This window comes from Dyadobacter sandarakinus (genome assembly GCF_016894445.1).
GTDB lineage: Bacteria > Bacteroidota > Bacteroidia > Cytophagales > Spirosomataceae > Dyadobacter > Dyadobacter sandarakinus.
The window spans coordinates 2,196,526-2,220,417 of the sequence record NZ_CP056775.1 but is presented as its reverse complement, the minus strand read 5'-3'; the positions used below and the strand labels follow the sequence as shown (position 1 = coordinate 2,220,417).

Below are 23,892 nucleotides of genomic sequence, written 5' to 3'. Positions count from 1 at the left end.
TCAGCTCAGCTGACCACGCCTGCCCAGCTCCACTACTTCCATCTGGCTGATAATACCTTCGTGCAGGTTAAAGCGCAGCAAAGTACGCATCTTGTGAAATCCCTCCCGGCCGGCGGCACCGGGGTTCATGTACAGCATGTTGTTGAGAGGCTGGTCGCGGATCACGCGCAGGATATGCGAGTGGCCGCATACAAAAATGTCGGGCGTCTGACTGCGCAGCTCGGGCATGACCAGCGGATTGTAGCGGGGCGGTGCGCCGCCGATGTGCGTAATCCATACCCTGAACCCTTCAATCTCGAAGCGCTGATGCTCGGGTACCCGCGCACGTACCTCGCGCGAGTCAATGTTGCCCCACACCATCCGTACAGGCTTGAAGCTTTCGAGCTGGTCGATAATCTCGGTTGAGCCGATATCGCCCGCGTGCCAGATCTCGTCGCACAAGGCAAAGTGGTTGAATACCCTTTCGTCCAGATAGCCGTGGGTGTCTGAGATCAAGCCGATATTCCGCATTTTTCCTGGTTCATTTTAAGCTCCCTGATATGCTGTTTTTACCGTTAAATAAGTTCACCTTCAAATTTGCAAGTAAAAGTTACTTATATATACTAACTAAGGTGCTTTTAAGTTACAAGTCTTAAATAACGTTAAATAATTCCTGATTGCAGTTAAATGCCCCATGAAACTGATTTCTTACATCCGGATACATGGAGATCAAGCCTGATACATACGCCTGTTACCCAGTACCTCAATCTTTTACTCACCTAATTTCAGCCAACCTTTGAAAAAAATCCTACTTCCACTTTTTCTGAGCCTCCTCTGTCTCTCGGCGCTTGCGCAGACAGGCGGGCGGTTTACCCTGAGAGGAGTCGTTGCGGACAGTGCCGGCGCTATCCTTCCCGAAGCAACTGTGATGCTGCTTTTACCCAAAGATTCGTCGCTTGTTAACTTCGGGCGGGCGAGCAAGGACGGGACCTTCGAGTTCCGGAACCTGAAAAGGGTATCGTACCTGCTGAAAATTTCTTACGTAGGGTTTATTCCGTACCAGGAAGATGTGAACCCCAAAGATGGCGAGGTCACCGATCTTGGCAAACTTAAAATGAAGGTGCTGCAAAAGGAATTGTACGAGGTAGTCATCAAGACCGCCCGGGCGCCCCTCAGTATCCGGGGCGATACGGTAGAGTTTGATGCGAGGGCATTTAAAGTACCGCCGGGCTCATCCGTGGAGGATCTGCTCCGCAAGCTGCCGGGCGTGCAGGTGGATGCTGACGGAAACATCCGCGCCCAGGGTGAGGAGATCAAACGTGTAACCGTGGATGGTAAGCGGTTTTTCGGTGACGATCCCAAGATGGCCACCAAAAACCTTCCCGCCGAAGCCATTAATAAAGTTCAGGTTTTCAACGGAAAAACAGAGCAGGCAAAAGCAACCGGAATCGACGACGGCAAGCGCGAAAAAACGCTGAACCTGGAATTGAAGGACAGCCACAAAAAAGGCGGTTTCGGAAAGGCAGTGGCAGGTGTAGGAAACGAGTCGCGGGTGGAAGGTAAGGTGAGTTACAACCGGTTCAACGATAAGCAGCAGTTTGCATTGCTGGGCTTTGGGAACAATACCAACCAGTCGGGGGTAGCGCGGAACGATTATCAGGACTTCAAAGGCAGCCAGTCGTTTAACTGGGACGACGGCGATTTTGGGTTCAGCAGCGGGCGGTACTATGGAGGCGACGACATTGCATTGTCACCAAACTGGGGCAACAACCCGGCCGAAGGTTTTACCAAGAACTGGGCAGGCGGACTCAATTACAACTACGATACGAAGAAAACAAAGCTGAGCACCAGCTATTTCTATACGCAAACCAATTCGCGGGTAGGCGTGCAGTCGACCACCCAGAACTTCCTTTCCAACGATTCGTACATTACCCGCGACAACAATTTTACGCAGGGATTTGCCGGCAACCACCGCCCGGCCCTGCGGTTTGAAAAGGAAATTGACTCGCTGAACAGCATTGTACTCATCAGCAACTCGCGCATTAACCTGGGTGACACGCGGTACGAGGCCGTGCAAAGCTCAGTGCGGGGCGAAAACGTACCTGTGAATTCTGCCACTGTGAACAATTTTAGCGACTACAACTCATTTGCGATGGCCAACCTGCTCATGTACCGCCATAAATCGGGCAAGAAAAAGGGCCGTAACTTTGCGGTAAGCCTTTCTTACAACCTCAACAATGCCGATGAGGACCGTCGCCTGAACTCGGTCAATGTTTTCAACCAGGATTCGGCACGCAACAGCGTGATCAACCAGCTGAACCAGACCCAGAGCGACCGGGGTAACTTCAAGGGGAGTCTTTCGTTTGTAGAGCCGTTTGCGAAAAAGTTTACCTGGGAGACCTTCTATAATTACAGCCTGCGCAAGGATAAGGTGGACCGCGATGTGTTTGATACCGAAGGGACTGTAGAGAAAGTAAATACCTTTTTAACGCGGTATTACTCCAATGATTTTACCTACAACCGTCTTGGTACCAGCGTCCGTTACTCGCACAACGGACTAAATCTCTCGGTAGGCGTGGCCGGTTTGCAGTTTGACCTCAAAGGGAAATTTGCAACCGATCAGGCGGCGGGCAACTTCACGCGCATCAACCGCACGTTTTTCAGTCTGGTACCCAATGTAGGCCTGAACTACGACCTCAAAAACAACCGCTACCTTTATGCCGAATACGGCCTTTCGGTTCGGGAACCATCGATTACTGACCTGCAGCCCATTGTCGATAACAGCAATCCGCTTTACATTACCGAGGGTAACCCGGATTTGCTGCCGTCCTCGACACACAATTTCTACGGAGGCTACCAGATGTTTAACCCGGCATCGTTCACGAGCTTTTATGGGAATGTTTACTACAACTATAATGAAAACCAGATTGTGTACAACCGCTCCATTGATACAGAAACGCTTGTGACAACTACCAAACCCATGAACGTGTCGGGCAGTGACAGCTATGGAGGTTACTTCGGGGCGGGGCTGCCGGTGATTAAAACCAAACTGACCGTCGGCGGTAACGTGGGACTTAATTTCAGCAACAGCATTGCGTATGTCAATGAGGTTAAAAACGAAACCGATACCAAAGGGTACAACCTGGGAGCCCGGCTGGATTTTACGCCAAGCGATGCATTTACACTGTATACGAATGCCAACTGGAATATCAACGATACCAAATATTCCATTAACACGAACCAGGATCAGACGATTATCAACTCGAACTACAATGCAGATCTGAACGTGAAAATGCCGAAGGAGATATTTTTCAATGCGCGGCTGAACTTCCGTACGTATAAAAACAATCAGTTCGGCTTTAACCAGAAACAGCCGATCCTGAATCTATCGGTGTACAAGCTCATCCTGAAAAACAAGAAAGGAGAGATCCGCCTGACGGCTTACGACGTGTTCAAGAAAAACTTAGGCATCTCACAGTTTACCAACCAGAACTTCTACACCGAGCGGCGCGTATCGACCTTGTCGCGGTACTTTATGCTGACATTTACTTACAACATGCGCGGTATGTCGGCATCAGTGAAGCGTAACGGCGGTTTCTTTTAACTTATTAATTCCATGACCATGAAAGCAATTAAAATCCTCATCCTGATCTGCACGGCCGTGATCCCAGCAGCGGCCCAGCAGCTGGAAGGAGAAGTTACCTACGAAAAAGTTTTCCACTGGACACGCATTTACTCCCGCCTGACCTATCTCAGCAATGAGGAAAAGGACCGGATGAAGCAAACCTGGGGCAACGACGACGAGTACAAGGAGAAAATGACGCTGCTTTTCAATGAGAAGCAGAGTTTTTATACCTACAAAAAGAAGGAAGAAAATGAAGGCGGCTATTCCTGGAACCGGGAAGACTACCGCATTTACCGCAACCTCGAAAACGGTACGAAGACGGACATTATCCAGATGATCGGCAAGACTTACATCGTGGAAGATTCTATCAGGGTGCCCAGCTGGAAGATCATGAACAAGATCAAGGAAGTTGCCGGGCATATGTGCATGATGGCGGTGACCGAGGATACCATCAAAAGCCAGAAGATCACAGCCTGGTTTGCCAACGATATCGCGCTGACTGCCGGTCCGGAGCTGTACACCGGTCTGCCGGGAATGATCCTGGAACTGGAAATCAACGACGGCGACATCACTGTGAGCGCCACCGAGCTGAAAATGCGCCCGGTACCGGCAGCGGAACTGGACGTATCTAAAAAGCTGAAGGGCAAGAAGATTACGAACAAGCAATACGATAGTCTGGTGTTCTCGCACATCCAGGACAGCATGAAAGCACACCGCAACCCGTTCTGGGCATTGCCTTACTAGCTTAGTAGTAGTTACTTAAATATTGTTACAAAAAAGGAAGATCGCCGCAGGCGGTTTTCCTTTTTTTGTACTTTTGCACTTTCAAAAGAGCGGGACGTTTGGTTCCCTCTGGCGCGATATTTTGTTTATCAGTGTAACTTGTTTTATTTATTACTTATTTTTTTAACAACCCTTGATTATGAAGAAGACGCTTTTAGCCGTTGCAATGCTTTTTGTACTCGGCTCATGTGCAAGTAAGAAAAAGCTGCTTACGGCGCAGAAACAGGCTAACGAAATCCAGATTCAGCTGGACAAGGCACGTGCGGATCTTAACGATTGCGATAGCAGGACAGCGAGCCTCAACAATGACCTGAAATCAAAAAATGATGAGCTTACCAGCAAAAACGCCAAGTTGAAAGAGCTGGAAGATCAGGTCGAGTTTTTGAAGAAAAACAATAATAACCTGCTTGACCGTATGTCGGACCTTTCTGTGATCAGCAAGGAAGGATCTGAAAGCATCAAGAAGTCACTGGCGATGATGGACGTGCAGGGCGCACAGATCCGCGACCTGAACCAGAGCATTCAGCGCAAGGATTCGCTCAACATGGCTCTGGTACTTAACCTGAAACGGTCACTGGCTGATGTAAGCGACGAAGACGTACAGGTAGAAGTGAAAAAAGGCGTGGTGTATGTTTCCCTGTCCGACAAAATGCTTTTCCGCTCCGGAAGCTCTATGATCAACAGCAAAGCTGAGACCGTACTGAGCAAAGTGGCAAAAATTCTGAACGACTACAAGGAAATCGAAATCCTCATCGAGGGACATACCGACAATGTACCTATTGCTACCGACAAAGTTTCCGACAACTGGGATCTTAGCGTATTGCGTGCTACTGCGGTTGCGCGTACCCTGCAGAACAAGTATGGTGTTGAGCCGGTACGTATGATCGCCGGCGGTCGTGGTGAGTATTTACCCAAAGTGCCCAACGATTCGGCTCCAAACAGAAGCCTGAACCGTCGTACTGAAATTATCATTACGCCGAAGCTGGATCAGTTCTTTAACCTGTATACACCCAACGCAGGTAAGTAAGAAAAGATCATAAGTTCATTTGGGAAGCCCGCTGCAAAGCGGGCTTCTTTGTTTTCACAGTTTTTAGTTATTTTCCGTGAACCAACACGAGGCCATGTTACAAAATGTACCGACCCGGCAGACGATCGAAGCTGCTCACATGCTCATTGCACCGTACATTCATCGTACCCCGGTGCTTACTTCTGCATTCCTGAACAACCTGTCCGGTACAAACCTGTACTTCAAGCCCGAAAACCTGCAGAAAATCGGCGCGTTCAAAGCACGGGGCGGGCTCAATGCCATTCTCTCGCTGACGAAGGAACAGTTGAGGAATGGGGTAACCACGCATTCGTCGGGCAACCACGCCCAGGCCATTGCATTTGCCGCGGCAAAGGTTGGTGCCAAAGCCTACATTGTGATGCCCGAGAACTCGCCTCAGGTAAAGATCAGCGCAGTAAAGGATTATGGAGCGGAAATTATTTTCTGCATGAATACACCGGAGGAGCGTGAGCGGAATGTGCAGGAAGTAATCGCCCGTACCGGCGCCACATTCATACACCCTTTCAACAACTACGAAGTAATTGCGGGACAAGCGACGGCTGCTGCGGAGCTGATCAGCGATGCAGGCGTACGGCTGGATGCCATTTTTGCACCGGTAGGAGGGGGCGGGCTCCTGAGCGGTACGGGCCTTAGCGCACATTACTTTTCACCCGGAACCCGGGTTTACGCAGGGGAACCCGAGGGCGCTGCCGATGCCGTGCTTTCATTTCGTTCGGGTAAAATAGAAAGGGCTCCCTACGTAAAAACCATTGCGGATGGCCTGTTGACCTATCTCGGTGACAAAACCCTGCCTTTGATCCGGGAGCATGTAGCTGATATTTTTACTGTTTCCGATACGGAGATCATTGCCGCCATGCAGTATCTGTGGGAGCGGATGAAGCTTGTGGTCGAACCTTCGGGCGCCGTAGCACTGGCTGCATTGCTAAAAAACAGGGAGGCATTCACGGGAAAAAATGTGGGGATTATCTTGTCCGGAGGGAATGTTGACCTTGCGCGGCTGCCTTTTGGCAAGGAGGTTTAGCAAGTAGAAAAAGTTTGCATCATCATTTTCACTTAATGTTATGCGGTTCACGTTACGTTACCGTTATTGTGAACACATTCATCAATATCATCAAACAATTACACGAACGCAGTAGTATGAAAAAGTTGATTTTCTTTTGTCTGGTTATTTTTATGGGCGCTTGCAAGCATGACGATGAGGCGGTTACCCCCGAGTTCGATTTTGCGCCGGAGTTTACAGGAAACTACTGGACAACCACCATAGACGGCCCGACAACCATCAACCACGACTGGGTGGTGACTCCGCTTGTCAAAAATCAGCTTGGCATTGTTTACACCAAAGTAGTAAAGGTAACTGCGGCGGGCACCGTCCTGACCCTCAATCAGAAATATACCCTGGTGAACGTCGTACCGTCCACTGCAGATACATTTACCATTAATGAAACCGTGGATGTAGAGCAGGACAATGGTGTGCTGCTCAGGCAAAAGGTGGAAGGTGTCGCTACCAAGATCGTGAACGGCAGCGGTATCCCGCAAATCAACATTACCCTTAAACTGACCAATACGGCAAGTAATGCCTCCACCGAGGAGTATCTTGAATTCAAGAAAAAGTAGGGTAGAGACTTTTACAAATACTGAAACAGCGGAACGCCGGGCAAGTCCCGGCGTTTTTTTATGGTCATGAACCGGACGTTTTTTCATTTCTGCCGGCAGCTCATCGGATTGGTGGTGGTAATGCCCGATGTTTAATTTCCGCCAGATCGTTCATTAATCCACCTCCACCTATGAAATCGGATACTGCTCATTTTTCGGCTTTTTACGGAGTTCTGCTGCTCTCTTTACTGCTCCTGCCGCTTGTACTTGCGCTGGGCCTTGCCTTCCGGCGCAAGTTTGTGGAATGGTACCGTGGCACGCGCAGCGAAACATAAAAAATATTGGAATGTTACAACCTTTTGCAGGAAGGCAGTTTCTATAAGCTGTATTTAACATTCACATTAGCATGAAAAAAATAGTATTACTCGCCGCAATGGCCATTTGTGCCATAGCCTGTGAAAAAGAGGATCAGGTTGTGCAACAAGCCGAGTACCAGACTACCAGCGTGCCTTACCGGACGCGGACGGCAGTTGCAGTGCCGGGTGCCGACCTTAAAGTAGATCTGAAAGATGTTTCAGACAGTCGCTGTCCCAAAAATGTGGTCTGCATTCAGGCAGGAGATGCAAAGTTGCTTTTCGACGTGTCGGAAGGCAGTAACGAAGCGGAGGTGGTGGTTAACTTCAAAGGGGATGCGAAGACTGACAGCCAGACGTTTGTACTCGGTGCTCAGAAGTACCTGCTGAAAGTAAGCAGCGTTCTTCCTTATCCCGAGACATCGCAGTCACCCCGCCTGGACGACTATAAGGTACAGCTGGCCATAGAAAAACTCTAAGACCAAACTAAATCTGAGTCACAAGTGAGAAGCCGGGTCGTTGATCCGGCTTCTTTTTTATTTGTAACTTGGCAGACAACCTTGTTATAAATCCTGTTACCAGATCATGAGGCATATTTTTTCCAGAAGAGATGTTTTGAAAACCATGGGAGTGGCCGGAGGAGCCGCCGTGTTTTCACCCGCATTGCTTCTGGCACAAACCCATCATCCCGACAAACCAATGATACAGAGAGCTATTCCTTCAACCGGTGAAAAGCTGCCTGTGGTGGGCCTGGGATCCTGGCAGCAGTTTGATGTGGCCCCTTCGGGTACCGAGGCGTCCGGGCTCAAAGATGTACTGGTGAAAATGAAAGCATTGGGCGGCAAAGTCATCGATTCATCTCCCATGTACGGCCGGGCCGAGCAGGTGATCGGCGATCTGACCCGGGACTTGGGCATCAACAATGACTTCTTTTTTGCTACCAAGGTATGGACTACCGGGAAGCAGGCAGGCATTGACCAGATGAACGACTCCATGCGCAAAATGGGCAGGACGAAGCTCGACCTCATCCAGGTACACAACCTTCAGGATTGGCAGACACATCTCAAGACACTAAAAGACTGGAAGGAACAAGGCAAGGTTCGCTACATCGGAATTACACATTACACCGATTCAGCCCATTCCCGGCTTGAACAAATTATCCGGTCGGAACAGATTGATTTTGTCCAGTTTAACTACTCCTTACGCTCGCGGAATGCCGAGAGAAGTCTCCTGCACGCTGCTGCCGAGCGCAAGGTAGCTGTCCTTATCAATGAACCTTTTGAGCAGGGTGCTCTTTTCAGGGCGGTAAAAGGGAAAGAGCTGCCGGGCTGGGCAGCGGATTACGGTATCAAAAGCTGGGCGCAATTTTTCCTCAAATACATCATTGGCAATCCGGCTGTAACCTGCGTCATCCCGGGAACTTCCGACGTGAAGCACCTTACCGATAATCTGGAAGCAGGAACCGGTACACTCCCGGACAGTGCAGGGTTGAAGAAAATGGCAGACTTTATTCAGACGGTTTAGCGGCATTGGATAAATGTCGCATTTGCCCCCTTTCATTGCCGTATTTACCCGCTGTCACTGATTCAAAACAGCCGTAATTTTGAATCATCAGTTTATACCTAAACAGCTAACCGGTTATTCTATGGAAACGACAATGATGTATTCAGAACCCAAAATGAAAGCGACAAAAAGTGTGATTGCAGGCCGGGTTATTAGTGGCTTATGCGCCCTTTTTCTGCTTTTTGACGCTGTGATGAAGGTAATTAAAGAGTCGCATTCCATGGAAGGTTCGGTTGCGCTGGGCTGGCCTGCCGATGCTGTACAGGGTATTGGCATTGCATTGCTGATCAGTACAATCCTCTATATCATTCCCAGAACGTCCATATTGGGTGCAATTCTGATAACCGGTTATTTGGGGGGAGCGATCGCCGTAATGATCATGGCTGGCCAGTCTTTGTATTTTGCGCTGGTTTTGGGCATACTGGTGTGGGCGGGATTGTACCTGCGCGATGCAGGATTGCGGGAGTTGATTCCTTTTAAAAAGCATTAAAACAAAAAGCGATGCCGCGGCAAAGTGCAGGAATTCTTTTGTATAGAAAGACAAATAATGAATTGGAAGTCCTTCTGGTGCATCCGGGAGGACCTTTTTTTGTGAAAAAAGACCTGGGTAGCTGGACAATCCCGAAAGGTGAGTATGACGACAGCGAAGAAGCATTGGCCGCAGCACAGCGTGAGTTTGAAGAAGAAATCGGCTCTCCGGTGACGGGTACGTTCCTGCCACTGGGTACGATCAGGCAAAAAGGCGGAAAGGTGATCCAGGCATGGGCGGTGGAAGGTGACCTGGATGCAGATGCCATCGTCAGCAATACCTTTGAGCTTGCCTGGCCGCCGAAGTCCGGCAAAGTGGAGACATACCCGGAAGTAGACAAAGCGGTCTGGTTTTCAGTAGCAGAGGCAAAGACCAGGATCAATGAAAAGCAAGCCGAATTGATCGACAGGCTGGTGGCGCTTGTTGTATGATTTTTTGTAAAAAATAAACCCTGGTATGATTCCATACCAGGGTTACTACGACTTCGCTTTTCCGGTACTTACTTTTTGAAGGCATTCTTCAGTTCGTCAGCTGCAAATGCCAGCGCATCTTTGGATTCCGGTACCACCAGCGACATGCCAAAAAACTCATGGGTTACTCCCGAATAAGTTTTTGAATTCACTTTTACACCCGCCGCTTTCAGTTTTTCACCCAGTATTTCACCGTCTTTTTCAAGCGGGTCGATCTCAGCAAGTACAATGGTGGTAGGCGGCAGACCTTTCAGATTCGCACCTACGAGATTGATACGCGGATCTTTCGCTTCACCCATATTTTTCAGGTAATTTTTTACAAACCATTCCATCATCGGCTTGTCCAGCGGCTTGGCTGCCGCATACTTCCTGTACGATTCAGTATTCATGTCCGAGCCTGCCACCGGGTACACCAGCAGTTGGTGCACCGGCAGTGTTTCCTTTTTATCGCGTGCCATCATGCTTACATTGGCAGCCAGATTCCCCCCGGCACTTTCGCCGGCGACCGCGATCCTTTTCGGGTCACCTTTCAGCGCAATCGCATTTTTGACAACCCACGCATAAGCCGCATATGCATCGTCATGGGCTGTCGGGAACTTGTGCTCAGGTGCAAGCCGGTAAGCTACCGACACGACAATTGCGCCCGTCTGCTCGGCCAGACCTTTAGCTGACGCATCATACACATCCAGATCCGCGATCACAAATCCACCTCCATGGTAGTACACGATCACGGGAAAAGGAGCAGTTCCTGTTGTTGGCGTGTAAATACGCGCATGAATACTGTCACCTTTTACGGGAATGTTCCTGCCGACAGTATCGACCATTGGTGCGGGCATGGGAACCTGATTTTCCTTTGCGAGGTCTTTTACCGCGTCGGTAGGCGTATGGTTCTTACGGGCTTCCATGGCTGTCAGACCCGGAATAGGCGCATCTTTGTAGCTGGCCAGTTTTTCGATGACAGCCTGCATTTGTGGCTTCATGTCGGGTGCCCAGGCCGGGGCTTCACCCGCGGGCTTTATGTCTTTCAGTGTGGAAGTTGTATCCGAATCTGCAGTGAGCGAATCTTTGTTGGAGCCATTGCTGGAAGAGGATCCGCAGGACGACAGTGTGAGCAGTGCGATCATGGCAGGCGCTGCAAATAAGCCTGCTATCACAGAGCGGTTGAAGTTCGTTTTTCGGGTGTACATGGTTTTCGTTAAGTTGATGAATACGGAAATACTTACGCAGGGATGTTCTGTACGGATCAATGGAAGCATGTTTGAGGTTGCCGGGAGGTTATAAATAGGAAATGGCGTCTTTGTATGTAAACCAACCTACCTAATCCTATGCCACTATCCATTTCCAGGCGGGCTTTTCTGCGCGACGCAGCGCTGTTGACGGCGGCAATGCCAGCAGTGTGGAACGGTAGCTCGGCAAAAACAATATCCATGAAAAAGATCAGTATCACGCAGGTAAGTTCCAATTTCGAGCGCGAGCCCCTGCATCCCTACCGCTTCAAAGGCAGCGCGATTACCGACAGCTGGCAAACTGCAGCCATGCTCGAATCAGACAGTGGCTTGCGGAAAGTAGGATTGGGTACCCAGGGTGTATTATGGTCGGACGCCAGCGTTTTTGCAGCCCATTCCGAAAGTGCCGGCAATGCATTGATGTACGCCATGAGTGAGCACGCTCTGCAGCTTGTCAAAGGCACAACCTTCACCGATCCGGTGCGATTGCTCGATGACCTGCTGCCGGAAGTACTGTCCTATGGAAAAAAGATCACCGGCAATCCCGACCTCCGGAAAACCTTCGCCCTCAATGCGCTCGTGTGTGTTGACAATGCAGTGTGGCAGCTTTTTGCAGCGGAGAATAACATCCGGACTTTCAATGAAATGATCCCGGAGGCTTACCGGCCCGGATTGTCCTACCGGCATAGCAAGGTTGCGAGCATTCCTTCGTTCAGTGTGGGGACCACGGCTGAGCGCATCAGGCAGGCGGCAGAGGAAGGTTATTTTATCATGAAGCTAAAAACCGGCGCACCAGGCACGCAGCAGGAAATGATTGAGAAAGACATGGCATTTCTCACTGCAGTGCACAAGGCAGTCGGGCATTTTGAAACACCTCATACCGCTACCGGTAAAATCCCATACTATTTTGATGCGAACGGCCGGTATGAGAAGAAGGAAACCCTGCTGCGGTTTCTGGACCATGCCATGAAAATCGGCGCATTCGACCAGATTGCCGTCATAGAGGAACCCTTTGAGGAAAGTAATGAGGCTTATGTGGGTGACCTGGGCGTGCGGGTAGCCGCTGACGAAAGCGCGCATACCGTGGAAGATGCCGCTCACCGCATGGAGCTGGGCTACTCCGCTATTGCGGTAAAAGCGATCGCCAAAACCCTCAGTATGACCATGAAGATTACGCAGCTTGCCTACGAAAAGAAAGTACCCTGCTTTTGCGCCGACCTGACCGTAAATCCTGTCCTGGTAGACTGGAACAAAAATGTGGCCGCACGTCTGCAACCTTTTCCCGGTATGAACGTTGGCTTGCAGGAGACCAATGGACATCAGTATTACAAAAACTGGGACCGCCTCATGACCTACCACCCAAGAGCCTCAGCAACCTGGACGAAGACCCAAAATGGTGTATACCTTACGGATGATACCTTTTATGCCGAAAGTGGCGGTATTTTGGTGGGATCCAGGCACTACGAAAATCTTTTTGCATGACGAGGCAGGACTTATGAGCATGTTGGTTTCAGAACTTAGGGAACATTTCAGTAAGCTTCGGCAGGCAGTACTGCTTGGCGTTCTCCTGGTTGCCGGGCATGCTGCAAGCCTCGCTCAGGGTACAAGCCAGGTGCAGGCAGATCCCATCCCGCATGCCCGTGACTTTGATTTCAATATTTTATCTGTACAAACCAAAGCCCCGATCCGCAATGCCCGGATTACGATTGTGCAGGAGGGGAGAAAAGACTTCTTACCGTTACAGTCCGGGCCGGGAAAAGCCCGCGTACGGCTTGATTCGGGTAAGGTGTACCTGGTCAATGCAGTTGCAGGTGATTTCGAAATGGCCCAGTTTACATTTGATGCCGGTCAATCGCTGCGGGACGGCAGGACCAGCGTTGACCTTTTCTTGATACCTGATCGCCTTGTGCAGGATGGCAGCCGCGCCAAACCCACTCAGGACATTAGGAGTGCACCCACAACCCGGAACTTCAGCGAAATCAAAAAAGGAGAAGCTGTGCGGCTCAATCATATTTATTTCAATCAGAGCAGTCCGGACCTTCGCCCCGAGTCGTTTGAAGAACTTAACCGCCTTGCAGATCTCCTGAAAGAACATCCCGGAATGCGCATAGAAATCCGTGGCTATACGGATAATACCGGCGACTTCAATGCCAATGTACGATTGTCGAAAAACCGGTGCGAGGCGGTAATAGCTTACCTGACCGGAAAGGGAATCCAGGGAAAAAGGCTTAAAGTTGCCGGCCGTGGCCCGCGTGACCCCATGGCGCCCAACGATTCCGAAGAAAACAAAAAGAAGAACCGCCGGGTGGAATTTGTAATCCTGTAAAAATGGGTTCGCATGCGCACTCAGATCTGGTTGCATACCTGCACATGCACCAGCTTATGCGCAAATTCGTCGTAAACATACCGGACAGGCAGCTTTCCGGTGGTATCACCTTCGGCCACACCGGGCCTGGCCGGAGTCTCGGGATGAGGCGAGCAGGCGGCCAGCATCAGCAATGCACTGATGCCGGCATAAATCGCATACTTCTTTATCATAGCTAACAGATTTTTTCGTTGATAATACGGATGACGGACACCGTGCATGGGTTGGTTCCGGCGCTGAGTGCTTCAACAGGATGCAAGGTAATACCAGTGTGCCTGTCAGGGCAGCGAAGCCTGGGCGAACTGTTCCACTTGCTGCCTGAACTGTGAAAAACAGCAACTGTACCGGGGCGGAAAGGTTGGCGTAGCCTGACGGATGTGGGTTGTATCCGAGTGCGAAAGGGGCGATTCCGGGTGAGGTTTGTAGCGCGTATATGAATGGTTACAAGCGCAAAACAGGCCCAAATCGAGCTTTTTTGGGCTGGTAGTGCTAGTGGGACAGGTTTCTTCAAACTAGGTCTAGCGCTTTTCTGAACTACCTATACCATCTCAGCTGACCCGTTTGCAGTCAGTTACACCCAGCAATTTGCCCGTCTTACCACAAAAACATGGACTAGCTTTATATGTTAAAGTATACTTGTAACAATAGTTATTAGAATTCTAGTTAGTGCGTTAGAATTAATTTCAAATATTTAAGCTCCGAACTCCTAAATGAAAACTCAAATCAAGTATTTGGAAGAAATCAACAGGTTGCTCGCAGACTACCTTTCAGAGATCGAAAGATCAGAGTTGAAACCGCTGTCTGCGCAGGTGTATCAGGTACAATCAAAGAATTTTGTGAGGTGGATCAGTGGTGACTTTGTGCCGGGTGAAGTAAAAAAATCACAGAAGAAATTAAGCAAAGTGCTCAAAAAGAGCTAAGCGTAACCAATGCCAGCGTACCCCTTCCTGTCTTTGAAAAGTAAGTACCCAATGCGGATGTCCTGATTTTCTTCCATCCGTGACCTAACAATAAGCAGCCGGTAGGCCTGAACAGCCGGTTTGCAGTCCTGAATAATTTATTACCGCTACCATCCACCGGTGTTCGCCAGTAAGCTGGCTTACCCAAATGACCCTATTAGCCCCGGCTGCATTTACGCGCCGGGCATAGTTCCTGCTCCCGCCTGGGTTTCCGTGTTAAAGAAAGTTAAAACCGGCTTTCTGCCTGTTTGCATTAACGTTTTTTAAGATCCTTAGTACCTGCTGTTCAATGCAGTATGGATAGTTTTGACCTGGCCGGTCCGCCTGATTCCGGGGATCGGCCAGGTTCTTTAACTTCTCCAACACTACATCACGGCATGGTACAGTTTAACAAGTGGAACACCTTTGCGGGCTGGGGCGTGTTTGCGGTTGCGTTTACAACCTACGTCACCACCATGGAGCGCACCGCCAGCTTCTGGGACTGCGGCGAATTCATTGCCTGTGCATTCAAATTGCAGGTGCCTCATCCGCCTGGCGCTCCTTTTTTTCTGCTGATCGGCAGGCTCTTTTCACTTCTCGCGCTGGGCGACGTTACAAAGGTTGCTTACTGGGTCAATATGCTCTCTGTGCTGAGCAGCGCATTCACGGTGCTCTTCCTGTTCTGGACCATTACGATGCTGGCGGGCAAGCTCGTTGACAAACCCCAAAATAGTTGGAGCAAAGCACAGTCCATGCTGGTGATCGGCTGCGGTGCTGCGGGCGCGCTTGCCTATGCATGGTCCGACTCCTTCTGGTTTTCGGCCGGCGAGGCAGAAGTGTACGCCATGTCTTCGTTTTTCACGGCAATCGTGATCTGGGCTGTGTTCAGATGGGAGCGCATAAACGATCCCGCACAGGCCAACCGCTGGCTGATCCTCATTGCCTACCTGGTGGGACTTTCCATTGGCGTGCACCTGCTCAACCTCGTTACGATCCCTGCCTTGTCGCTGGTTTATTATTTCAGGAAATTTCCGAAGCCTACTGTCTTTGGCGGATTCGCGGCATTTGTGACAGGATTGCTGATTCTGGCGATGATCAATGCCGGCATCATTCCCGGTTTGCCGGGCCTGGCGGGCAGCTTTGAAGTGTTTTTCGTAAACAGTTTGGGTTTGCCCTATAATTCCGGTGTAATTTTCTTCTCGGTCCTCTTTTTCGCAGCACTTACATCGGCTATCATTTATTCGCATAAAAAACAGAAAGTAATCCTCAATACGGCACTGCTCTCGCTGGCATTTGTATTGACGGGTTACGGCTCGTACCTCATGGTCCTGGTGCGTTCCGGCTACAATCCGCCTATCAATGAAAATAATCCAAGCGATGTGCTGCGGTTTGTTTCTTACCTCAAACGTGAGCAGTATGAAAGCCGTCCGTTGCTGTACGGACCACAATTTACCTCCCGCCTTACGGCTAGCCGGCAGGGTACGCCCGTGTATACGCGCCGGGACGGCAGGTATGTTGTTACGGACCGTCGGCCCGAGTACGAGTATGAGCCGGGCAGCCATATGCTGCTGCCGCGGCTGTACAGCTCCCAGCCGGGGCATCCCGAACTGTACCGGCAGATCACCGGCCTCCGCGAAGGACAAACGCCCACGATGCGGCATAACCTGACTTACCTGTTCTCGCACCAGCTGGGGCACATGTACTGGCGCTACTTCCTCTGGAACTTTGTGGGGCGTGAAAGTGACCGGGAAGGTGCGGGAGTGCTGCTCCCGTGGGATGCATTCCGCACATTCCCATCATCCATACAGTCCAACCGCGCGCATGACAACCTCTTTATGCTGCCCCTTTTACTGGGCATTGCAGGGGCCGTTTTTATGTATACAAAAAGAAAAAAAGACCTGCTCGTGCTCGTCCTGCTGTTTGTGCTCACAGGCATTGCGCTGGCCTTTTACCTGAATTCGCCCCCTGTGGAGCCGCGTGAGCGGGATTACATCTATGTGGGTTCGTTTTACATTTTCTGCATCTGGATCGGACTCGGGATCATGGCCATGAGCCATGCGGCGCAAAGGATCGTACGCGATCAGAACATCCGTACGGGCATCGTGGCTGCATTGGGCCTGGCGGTACCTGCATGGATGGGGATCAGAGGGTGGGACAATCACGACAGGAGCAACCGCTACCACTCGGTCGATTTTGCGCGCAACCTGCTCAACTCCTGCGCACCCCATGCAATCCTGTTTACGGGTGGCGACAATGATACTTTTCCACTCTGGTACGTGCAGGAAGTCGAAGGGTTCAGGAAGGATGTGCGTGTTTGTGTGCAGACCTTCATCGGGATCGACTGGTACATTGAGCAGCTCAGGCGCAAAATCAATGATTCGGATGCGCTGCCGCTTTCCCTGGATACGGGTAATTATATCAATGGGCAAAATGACTACATCCCTTTTTACGAAGTAGCGTCCGTCAGGAAAGGAGTTAACCTCAACGAATACCTTGATCTCGTCCGGCAGAACAACAAGGCGATCAGGGTACCGCTGAGCAATGGCGAAACAACGTCCATACTGCCGTCATCCACGATGTTCCTGCCCGTCGATACAGCCGCGGTACGCAGAATGCACATTGTAAAAAAGGATTTCGAGCCGTTCCTGACCGATTCTATGAGCTGGAACATCGGCAATAAGGATCTTTTTAAATCGGACCTGGTCATGCTGGACATCATCGCAAGCAATAACTGGAAGCGCCCGATTTACTTCTCATCAACCATGGGTTCGTCGCATCACCTGGGCTTGAAGGAGTATATGCAGCTCGAAGGTTATGCATACCGCCTGCTGCCCGTGAAGGTGGAGGGAGCCGAAGACGGATACGTGAACTCGGACATTATGTACGACAACATGATGCATAAGACCTTCTGGCGCGACATGAACAATGCAAAAACATACTATGATGACACATACCTCGGCTCGCCGGTGGCAACGGCACGAATCTCATTTTTGCGGCTTGCAGGCCAGCTGATCGCAGAAAAACAAATGGACAAGGCCCGCAATGTGCTCGATAAAGCCATGCGCGTCATGCCCGATGACACCATTCCCTATGACCAGTTCTCGGCAGGGTTTGTGGGGATGTTTTTTGATGTGGGCGAAAATAAAAAGGCGCTCGACTCCGCACGGACGATGGCCCTGCGTGCAGACGAAAACCTGAGCTGGGTACATGAAAATGGCGGCAATCGCAACGTCAGCAAAGATCTCTACATTCTGCAGACACTTGCCAGGGAATGCTATGGTGCAGGACAGAAGGCTGCCGGCAAACAATATGAGGACATGTTCCGCAAGCATTTGCTGGCATTCAACCTGTATACTAAGGAAGTTCCCTGACAAGATGCAAGCTCGGGAGTAACTCAGGAACCGCTCCGTTTTGAAACGAAGTAAGGGTTATCTATTTTTGATTGGCGGACATTAACGGTTGATTTCAATTATCTACCGGTAATTCCTGCTAAAAATTGATAATCTTCTTTTCGAAACAATTCGATTTCGCGGTAAACGTGTTACATGCATATAATTTACAAGAGAGGACATAACAGTTCCCTGGATGGTATCCGGGGAGCTGCTGTGGTGCTGGTGGTTATCTTTCACTGTTTTGAAAACACCCTTCCCGAACCTTTCAGAAGTCTGACTGATTTCGGCTGGATAGGCGTCGACCTGTTTTTTGTCCTTTCGGGCTTTCTCATTACCGGCATTCTGACTGATACCAGGGGACAGGAAAATTACTTCGGAAATTTTTTTGCAAAGCGGGCACTCCGCATTTTCCCGCTCTACTATCTTACCATTATCATCTTCTTCGGACTGCTGCAAATTCCGGCAGTTACCCGACATCATCCCGCTTTCAATCCTGCGCATCTCCAAAGTGCCGGGTACTTTTTCACTTTTACGCAGAATCTGTATTTCGCCTACAACGGCTGGGGAGTGACCGACATCATGAATCATTTCTGGTCGCTGGCTGTGGAAGAGCAGTTTTACCTGGTGTGGCCATTTGTGGTATATTCTCTCAGCAACGGTCAGTTACTTCTGGCTTGTGCATTGCTGGTTTGCACAAGTCTTGGCATCCGGAATGCGCATGCCGATAGCGATTTCAGTTATGTTTTTACACTGGCACGGGTGGATGCCCTGGCAATCGGCGGTATGCTTGCCATCCTGATCCGCACCCGTTCGCAGGTGCTCAACCGGCTCGTGCTGCCGGTGTTTGCGGTGGCTTCGGTGATCATACTCTGGATCGCATGCTCCACGGGTTACCTCCACTTCCGGAACGTCTATTTCGTACGCGGCGGCTACACACTTCTTGCGCTTTGTTTTGCGGGTATTATCGCCATGGTATTTGATACGGGAAAGACCGGCAGGTTTGTCAATGCGGTATTTTCAACATTAGCCCTGCGGTTTCTGGGTAAGTACTCCTATGGGATTTACATTTATCACTGGATATTTTATAAGGTATTTTTTCAGTATTATGAAGCACGTTATGGCTTGTCGCGCTGGTATCTGCTGCCATTTCTGGGCTTTGTACTTGTATTCAGCGTATTGAGCTACCATTATTTTGAGTCGTATTTTCTCAGGTTCAAAGACAGGTTCAATGCCGGCCGGAGCATTGAGCCTTCCCCGGCCTCGCAGGATAAGTCTGCCATAAATCTTTCCTGAATACCGAAAAACAGCCTATGCCGCACCCACTGATCGACCATATACGCCGCATGGTGGAGCTGGCTCCCGAAGAAGAAGCGGAGATACTTTCGTTTTTTGAACCCGTGACAGCCCGTAAGAAATACATTTTGGCGAGGGCCGGCGAAACAAGCCCGGATCTGTACTTCGTCGCAGAGGGATGTATCAGGCTTTTTCACCTCAGCGAGCGCGGGGCCGAACAAACAATCCAGTTTGCCATTGAAGGCTGGTGGCTGACCGATTTTTCAGCTTTTCCCACGCAGCAATGTTCCGAGTTTACGATCCAGGCATTGGAGAAATCTGAGCTGCTGGCAATCAGTGCTGCCCGGCACGAACTGCTGCTCGCGCGCTTCCCGCAGCTGGAAAGGTATTTCCGACTGATTTATCAGCGTGCTTACGGTGCCTCGCAGGTGCGGCTGAAATACCAGCACGATTTGTCCAGAGAGGAAATGTACCGCCGCTTTGCAAGCAGTTATCCGCAATTTACCCAGCGCATCCCCCAGTACCTGCTGGCTTCTTTCCTGGGGTTTACCCCCGAGTACCTGAGCGAATTACGTAAAAAGCGTTCTTAAACCAGTTTAAGTTTTTTTGGTCCCGCAATGGTCACTTTTGTATTGTTCGTGTGAACGACGTACAGGCAGTTTATAGTCCTGTTCTGATTTTCAAAAACATACAAAAACAAAAAAGATGGAAACTCGATTTAACATGCAGGCGCTTCAACCACAGGCATTTAAAGCAATGTTAGGACTGGAAGGCTACCTGCAGACCGGCGTGCTGAGCAAAACGCATAAAGAGCTCATCAAACTGCGGGCATCCCAGGTAAATGGCTGCGCTTACTGCCTCGATATGCATTACAAAGACGCCGTGAAGGCAGGGGAGAAGCCGGAGCGGATTGTTTTGCTGAATGCTTGGAAGGAAGTCAATGTATTTACCGAGGAAGAAAAACTAATTCTGGCTCTCACCGAAGCCGTTACATTAATCCATAACAAAGGCATTGACAGTGCTTTGTACCAACAAGCGGAAAGTACTTTCGGAGAAGTTTATCTGGCGCAGATCATCATGGCCATCGTGACCATCAATGCCTGGAACCGCATTGCCATCAGTACATTGCAGCAGCCGGGAAGCTGATCCGGAATCTTCCTTCATTGACAATGCCATAGGCCGCCGGTCTATGGCATTGGTTTTTTAACGGTATGGTAATCTAACCTTAACATACCGTAAAATTATGATGGAAGACCTTTGGTACAAGAACGCCGTTATTTACAGCCTTGATCTGGAAACATTCATGGATGGGAACAATGACGGTACCGGAGATTTCCTGGGTTTATGTGACAGGCTCGACTACCTGCATGCGCTTGGGCTGGATACCATCTGGCTCGCACCCTTCCAGCCGACACCCAACCGTGACAACGGTTATGATATCAGTGACTTCTATGGCGTTGATCCGCGGCATGGATCCAGCGGCGACTTCGTCGATTTTATGCATAAGGCGCGTAAGCTGGGCATTAAGGTGATCATTGATCTTGTCGTAAATCACACTTCAGACGAGCACCGGTGGTTTGAAGAATCACGGTCGTCGAAGGAGAACCCCAAACGCAGCTGGTACATCTGGTCCGATAAGCGGCCTGCGAACTGGAACAAGGGAATGGTATTCCCGGGTGTTCAGAAAGCGACCTGGACGCAGGATAAGAAAACGGGTGCGTATTATTTTCACCGCTTCTACGAATTCCAGCCCGACTTAAACACCGACAATCCTGAGGTAAGGGAAGAAATTGCCAAGATCATGGGCTACTGGCTCGAACTGGGCATTGCCGGCTTTCGCGTAGATGCGGTACCGTTCATTCTCGAATCGGCCCGGCAGGACGGAAAGGAACAACCCCTGCATTTTGAATATCTGAAAGAAATGCGCCGTTTTCTGCAGTGGCGGAAGGGGGATGCCGTGCTGCTCGGTGAGGCGAATGTACTGCCCGACGAAAGCAAACAGTTTTTTGGCGAGGATGGTGACGGCATCCATCTGATGTTCAATTTTTTTGTAAACCAGAATGCATTCCTGGCACTCGCCACGGCAGATACCACGGCGCTGATCAGTGCGCTAGAAGCAACCCGGGAAATTGCTCCCACGAGTCAGTGGGCGCATTTTCTCAGAAACCATGATGAGCTCGACCTGGGCAGGCTCTCGGACGAAGACCGGCAGAAGGTATTTGCGCGGTTTGGTCCCGAGAAGGAAATGCAGCTGTATGACCGGGGTATCCGCCGCAGGCTTTCGCCCATGCTCGGCAGCCGGCAGCAAACCGAGCTTGCATACAGCCTGATGTTTTCACTTCCAGGCACGCCCGTGATCCGCTATGGCGATGAAATCGGGATGGGCGACGACCTGAGCCTGCCCGAAAGAGGCTCCATCAGGACACCTATGCAATGGTCGGCCGAAAAAAATGCAGGTTTTTCAAAAGCTGAAAAGCTGATTAATCCGGTTGTGGAAGATGGTTATTATGCCTACGTGCATGTCAATGTTGAAAATCAGCGCAGGGAGCCCGGCTCGCTGCTCAACTGGATGACTTCACTGATCCGGCTTCGGAAGGAGTGTCCGGAGATCGGTTACGGCACCTGGGAAATCCTTGATACGGGCCTTAAGGAAGTGCTGGGTATGCGTTACAGTTATAAAAACAAGCGTTTGCTGATATGGCATAATTTCAGCGAAAAAGCGCTTGAACTGGTAGTTGCCAAAGAGCACGCCAAAGCCGTAAAGCTCACCGACCTGATGAACAACATCCAGAGCGAGGTGAACACGGACAACCAGCATACCATTACACTGGAAGCTTATGGATACCGGTGGTTCCGGGGAGTTGATACGGAGTAGGGCAGAGGCCGCAATGCAGGTACTTTGCGATACTCGATTTCACACATTTTTTGTATCTTATTCCATTGCCGGAAGCAGACAAAGAGGATTGCTTCCGGTGAAGTTTTAATTTAAAATAAATCCCTATGCCCATCCACAAATTATACCATCATGAACACAACCACCGCACTTCCACTCGTGGAAGAGCCCACCCCCGCATTCTACCACGAGCTGGCGCGGCAGCTCCTGGAAGCTTGCCGCTCCGCTGACGGAGAGACCATCCTCTATATTCAGAAATACCATCCCAATCCGACCCAGCTGAAAAACCTCGGCAAGGCTGGTGCTAATTTCGACATGCACGATGCAAGGCTGATCCTGGCCAGGGAACACGGTTTTGAAGACTGGCAGCATTTCGACAACCATTTACACGCACTAGGCGACCCGGCTAGTGTCACAAGCCTGTTTGAGCGCGGTGCCGATGCGATTGTGAAAGGTGATACCAGTACGCTCAGAAAAGTACTGGCGGCTGCCCCGCGCATTGTAAAAGCCCGGTCGGGCAGGGCTCATCATGCTACTTTGCTGCACTACATCACGGCAAATGGCGTGGAGGAGTTCCGGCAGCTTGTGCCGCCCAATGCAGGGGAAATCGGCAGGATGCTTCTTGAAATGGGCTCCGAGCCGGATGCCATGTTACACGCTTACGGAAACGGGCCGGGCACGCCGCTGGAACTCCTCGTGTCAAGTGCACATCACGGAAGAGCGGGTGTGCAGGGCGAACTTACGACCTTGCTGCTGGACTATGGTGCTGCCATTGAGGGAATCCGGCAGGATGGTTCACCGCTGTTGCTTGCCTTGTCATCGGGGTATCCGAATACGGCCGAAATCCTGGCTGCCAGAGGGGCGCGCGCGGTCAATATAGTCACTGCGGCAGGGCTCGGGTATATAGATGCCGTGGATTCCTACTTTGATAAAAATAAAAACCTGGATCATGGCATGCAGTGCGTGCAGGCAATCTGGCTTACTGTGGATAATACTGCGGAGGCAAATGCCGCACTGGCATTTGTATGGGCTGCAATGAACAACCGCATCGGGGTGGTGGACCTGCTGATACAGAAAGGAGTTGGTATTGCTTCCAAAGACCACCGGGGCTGGACAGCCTTGCATTGGGCTGCCACCTGTGGCCACAGCGAGCTGGTTCGTTTGCTGCTCAGGCACAAAGCCCCGCTGGAAGCGCACAATGAAGTGGGAGGGACCGTGCTGGACCAGACACTCTGGGCCACCAGCCACAATGGCTTAAAGGATGAACACCTGGCGATCATCCATATGTTGCTGAACGCCAATGCCCGTCTCCATATCTGGTGGCTGCTGACTGATCTCAGACCTCCGCTGGATGAGAAGGTTTCGTCTATTCTGCAGCAATGTCATGGCTGATCAGGAATGGGCCAGGGCTTCGTGCCGGATACGTTCGCGGTGCATCTGGCCCCAATCCATCAAGGAAGTAAGTACATTGTCGAGCGTAGCGCTGTACGCTGTGAGTTCGTATTCAATCACGACCGGGATGTCTGTGTACACATTGCGCCTCACAAACCCATTCAGTTCCATATTTTTGAGTTCATTGGAAAGCACCCGGGGCGAAATGCCGGGCACGGCACGCTGGATGTCGTTGAAGCGCCTGTTGCCTTCCGAGAGTGCAATAATGATCCGGAGCATCCATTTTCCGCCTATGACATAAAGCGCATCTCCGACCGCATTCAGGCGCGCATTACATTCTGCCATAGAAGGCTTTCGCTGAGAGTTGTTGTTAAATATGCTCATTTATCACTAACTTTTATAATACTACTATAAATAGGAAAGTAAAGTTAG

Annotated in this window: 23 protein-coding genes; 19 read left to right on the top strand and 4 right to left on the bottom strand. The window is 50.5% G+C overall.

Going from position 1 to position 23,892, the window contains the following annotated elements; genetic code table 11:
* The gene (locus HWI92_RS08895; RefSeq protein WP_204662882.1) at nucleotides 1-510 is read right to left on the bottom strand and encodes a metallophosphoesterase family protein; all 510 of its coding nucleotides are present in this window, start codon (nucleotides 508-510) and stop codon (nucleotides 1-3) included.
* A gap of 265 nt (nucleotides 511-775) precedes the next feature.
* On the opposite strand from HWI92_RS08895, the gene HWI92_RS08890 reads away from it, so the two are divergent.
* From HWI92_RS08890 to HWI92_RS08845, 10 genes are all read left to right on the top strand, one after another.
* Nucleotides 776-3,583, top strand: a complete 2,808-nt coding sequence (locus HWI92_RS08890; protein ID WP_204662879.1) for a TonB-dependent receptor — start codon at nucleotides 776-778, stop codon at nucleotides 3,581-3,583.
* Between the two features lie 18 nt (nucleotides 3,584-3,601).
* A complete protein-coding gene (locus tag HWI92_RS08885) occupies nucleotides 3,602-4,348 on the top strand; it encodes a GLPGLI family protein (protein ID WP_204662876.1) in 747 nt (248 codons plus the stop codon).
* A 178-nt stretch (nucleotides 4,349-4,526) separates the two neighbouring features.
* A complete protein-coding gene (locus tag HWI92_RS08880) occupies nucleotides 4,527-5,414 on the top strand; it encodes an OmpA family protein (RefSeq protein ID WP_204662873.1) in 888 nt (295 codons plus the stop codon).
* 94 nt (nucleotides 5,415-5,508) lie between these two features.
* The gene (locus HWI92_RS08875) at nucleotides 5,509-6,474 is read left to right on the top strand and encodes a threonine ammonia-lyase (RefSeq protein ID WP_204662871.1); all 966 of its coding nucleotides are present in this window, start codon (nucleotides 5,509-5,511) and stop codon (nucleotides 6,472-6,474) included.
* Between the two features lie 116 nt (nucleotides 6,475-6,590).
* Complete coding sequence (locus HWI92_RS08870; RefSeq protein WP_204662868.1) at nucleotides 6,591-7,067, top strand: hypothetical protein; 477 nt, start codon at nucleotides 6,591-6,593, stop codon at nucleotides 7,065-7,067.
* Between the two features lie 170 nt (nucleotides 7,068-7,237).
* Nucleotides 7,238-7,381, top strand: coding sequence for a hypothetical protein (locus HWI92_RS08865; protein WP_204662866.1), 144 nt, complete (start codon nucleotides 7,238-7,240; stop codon nucleotides 7,379-7,381).
* A gap of 71 nt (nucleotides 7,382-7,452) precedes the next feature.
* On the top strand, nucleotides 7,453-7,878 hold the full coding sequence (locus HWI92_RS08860) for a hypothetical protein (protein WP_204662864.1): 426 nt from the start codon (nucleotides 7,453-7,455) through the stop codon (nucleotides 7,876-7,878).
* 106 nt (nucleotides 7,879-7,984) lie between these two features.
* Complete coding sequence (locus HWI92_RS08855) at nucleotides 7,985-8,923, top strand: aldo/keto reductase (RefSeq protein ID WP_204662862.1); 939 nt, start codon at nucleotides 7,985-7,987, stop codon at nucleotides 8,921-8,923.
* 121 nt (nucleotides 8,924-9,044) lie between these two features.
* Nucleotides 9,045-9,452, top strand: coding sequence for a DoxX family protein (locus HWI92_RS08850; RefSeq protein WP_204662860.1), 408 nt, complete (start codon nucleotides 9,045-9,047; stop codon nucleotides 9,450-9,452).
* A gap of 11 nt (nucleotides 9,453-9,463) precedes the next feature.
* Nucleotides 9,464-9,922 carry an NUDIX hydrolase gene (locus HWI92_RS08845; protein ID WP_204662855.1) on the top strand — a complete coding sequence of 153 codons (459 nt, stop codon included), beginning with the start codon at nucleotides 9,464-9,466 and terminating at the stop codon, nucleotides 9,920-9,922.
* Nucleotides 9,923-9,990: 68 nt separating this feature from the next.
* On the opposite strand, the gene HWI92_RS08840 is transcribed toward HWI92_RS08845, so the two are convergent.
* Nucleotides 9,991-11,148: an alpha/beta hydrolase gene (locus tag HWI92_RS08840; RefSeq protein WP_229249185.1), complete on the bottom strand. Its 1,158-nt coding sequence runs from the start codon at nucleotides 11,146-11,148 to the stop codon at nucleotides 9,991-9,993.
* 198 nt (nucleotides 11,149-11,346) lie between these two features.
* Here HWI92_RS08840 and HWI92_RS08835 point away from each other — a divergent pair, with 198 nt between their 5' ends.
* Together HWI92_RS08835 and HWI92_RS08830 are read left to right on the top strand one after the other, a co-directional pair.
* Entirely contained in the window at nucleotides 11,347-12,669 is a 1,323-nt protein-coding gene (locus tag HWI92_RS08835; protein ID WP_229249373.1) for a mandelate racemase/muconate lactonizing enzyme family protein, read from the top strand.
* A gap of 13 nt (nucleotides 12,670-12,682) precedes the next feature.
* The gene (locus tag HWI92_RS08830) at nucleotides 12,683-13,513 is read left to right on the top strand and encodes an OmpA family protein (RefSeq protein ID WP_229249183.1); all 831 of its coding nucleotides are present in this window, start codon (nucleotides 12,683-12,685) and stop codon (nucleotides 13,511-13,513) included.
* A gap of 20 nt (nucleotides 13,514-13,533) precedes the next feature.
* Here the strand turns inward: HWI92_RS08830 and HWI92_RS08825 are convergent, their stop codons facing one another.
* Nucleotides 13,534-13,725, bottom strand: a complete 192-nt coding sequence (locus HWI92_RS08825; RefSeq protein WP_204662847.1) for a hypothetical protein — start codon at nucleotides 13,723-13,725, stop codon at nucleotides 13,534-13,536.
* Between the two features lie 537 nt (nucleotides 13,726-14,262).
* On the opposite strand from HWI92_RS08825, the gene HWI92_RS08820 reads away from it, so the two are divergent.
* The 7 genes from HWI92_RS08820 to HWI92_RS08790 all read left to right on the top strand — a co-directional run bounded on the left by HWI92_RS08820 (nucleotide 14,263) and on the right by HWI92_RS08790 (nucleotide 23,460).
* Nucleotides 14,263-14,472 (top strand): hypothetical protein, encoded by a 210-nt coding sequence (locus HWI92_RS08820; RefSeq protein WP_204662844.1) that lies wholly within the window; start codon nucleotides 14,263-14,265, stop codon nucleotides 14,470-14,472.
* Between the two features lie 416 nt (nucleotides 14,473-14,888).
* Nucleotides 14,889-17,861, top strand: a complete 2,973-nt coding sequence (locus HWI92_RS08815) for a glycosyltransferase family 117 protein (RefSeq protein WP_204662842.1) — start codon at nucleotides 14,889-14,891, stop codon at nucleotides 17,859-17,861.
* A gap of 174 nt (nucleotides 17,862-18,035) precedes the next feature.
* Complete coding sequence (locus HWI92_RS08810) at nucleotides 18,036-19,175, top strand: acyltransferase family protein (RefSeq protein WP_204662840.1); 1,140 nt, start codon at nucleotides 18,036-18,038, stop codon at nucleotides 19,173-19,175.
* 17 nt (nucleotides 19,176-19,192) lie between these two features.
* Nucleotides 19,193-19,765 (top strand): Crp/Fnr family transcriptional regulator, encoded by a 573-nt coding sequence (locus HWI92_RS08805; RefSeq protein ID WP_204662838.1) that lies wholly within the window; start codon nucleotides 19,193-19,195, stop codon nucleotides 19,763-19,765.
* A gap of 115 nt (nucleotides 19,766-19,880) precedes the next feature.
* A complete protein-coding gene (locus tag HWI92_RS08800) occupies nucleotides 19,881-20,321 on the top strand; it encodes a carboxymuconolactone decarboxylase family protein (RefSeq protein ID WP_204662836.1) in 441 nt (146 codons plus the stop codon).
* 97 nt (nucleotides 20,322-20,418) lie between these two features.
* On the top strand, nucleotides 20,419-22,050 hold the full coding sequence (locus tag HWI92_RS08795; RefSeq protein WP_204662834.1) for an alpha-amylase family protein: 1,632 nt from the start codon (nucleotides 20,419-20,421) through the stop codon (nucleotides 22,048-22,050).
* A 150-nt stretch (nucleotides 22,051-22,200) separates the two neighbouring features.
* The gene (locus HWI92_RS08790; protein ID WP_204662832.1) at nucleotides 22,201-23,460 is read left to right on the top strand and encodes an ankyrin repeat domain-containing protein; all 1,260 of its coding nucleotides are present in this window, start codon (nucleotides 22,201-22,203) and stop codon (nucleotides 23,458-23,460) included.
* Here the strand turns inward: HWI92_RS08790 and HWI92_RS08785 are convergent, their stop codons facing one another.
* Entirely contained in the window at nucleotides 23,461-23,844 is a 384-nt protein-coding gene (locus HWI92_RS08785; RefSeq protein ID WP_229249174.1) for a winged helix-turn-helix transcriptional regulator, read from the bottom strand.
* Nucleotides 23,845-23,892: the final 48 nt, after the last annotated feature.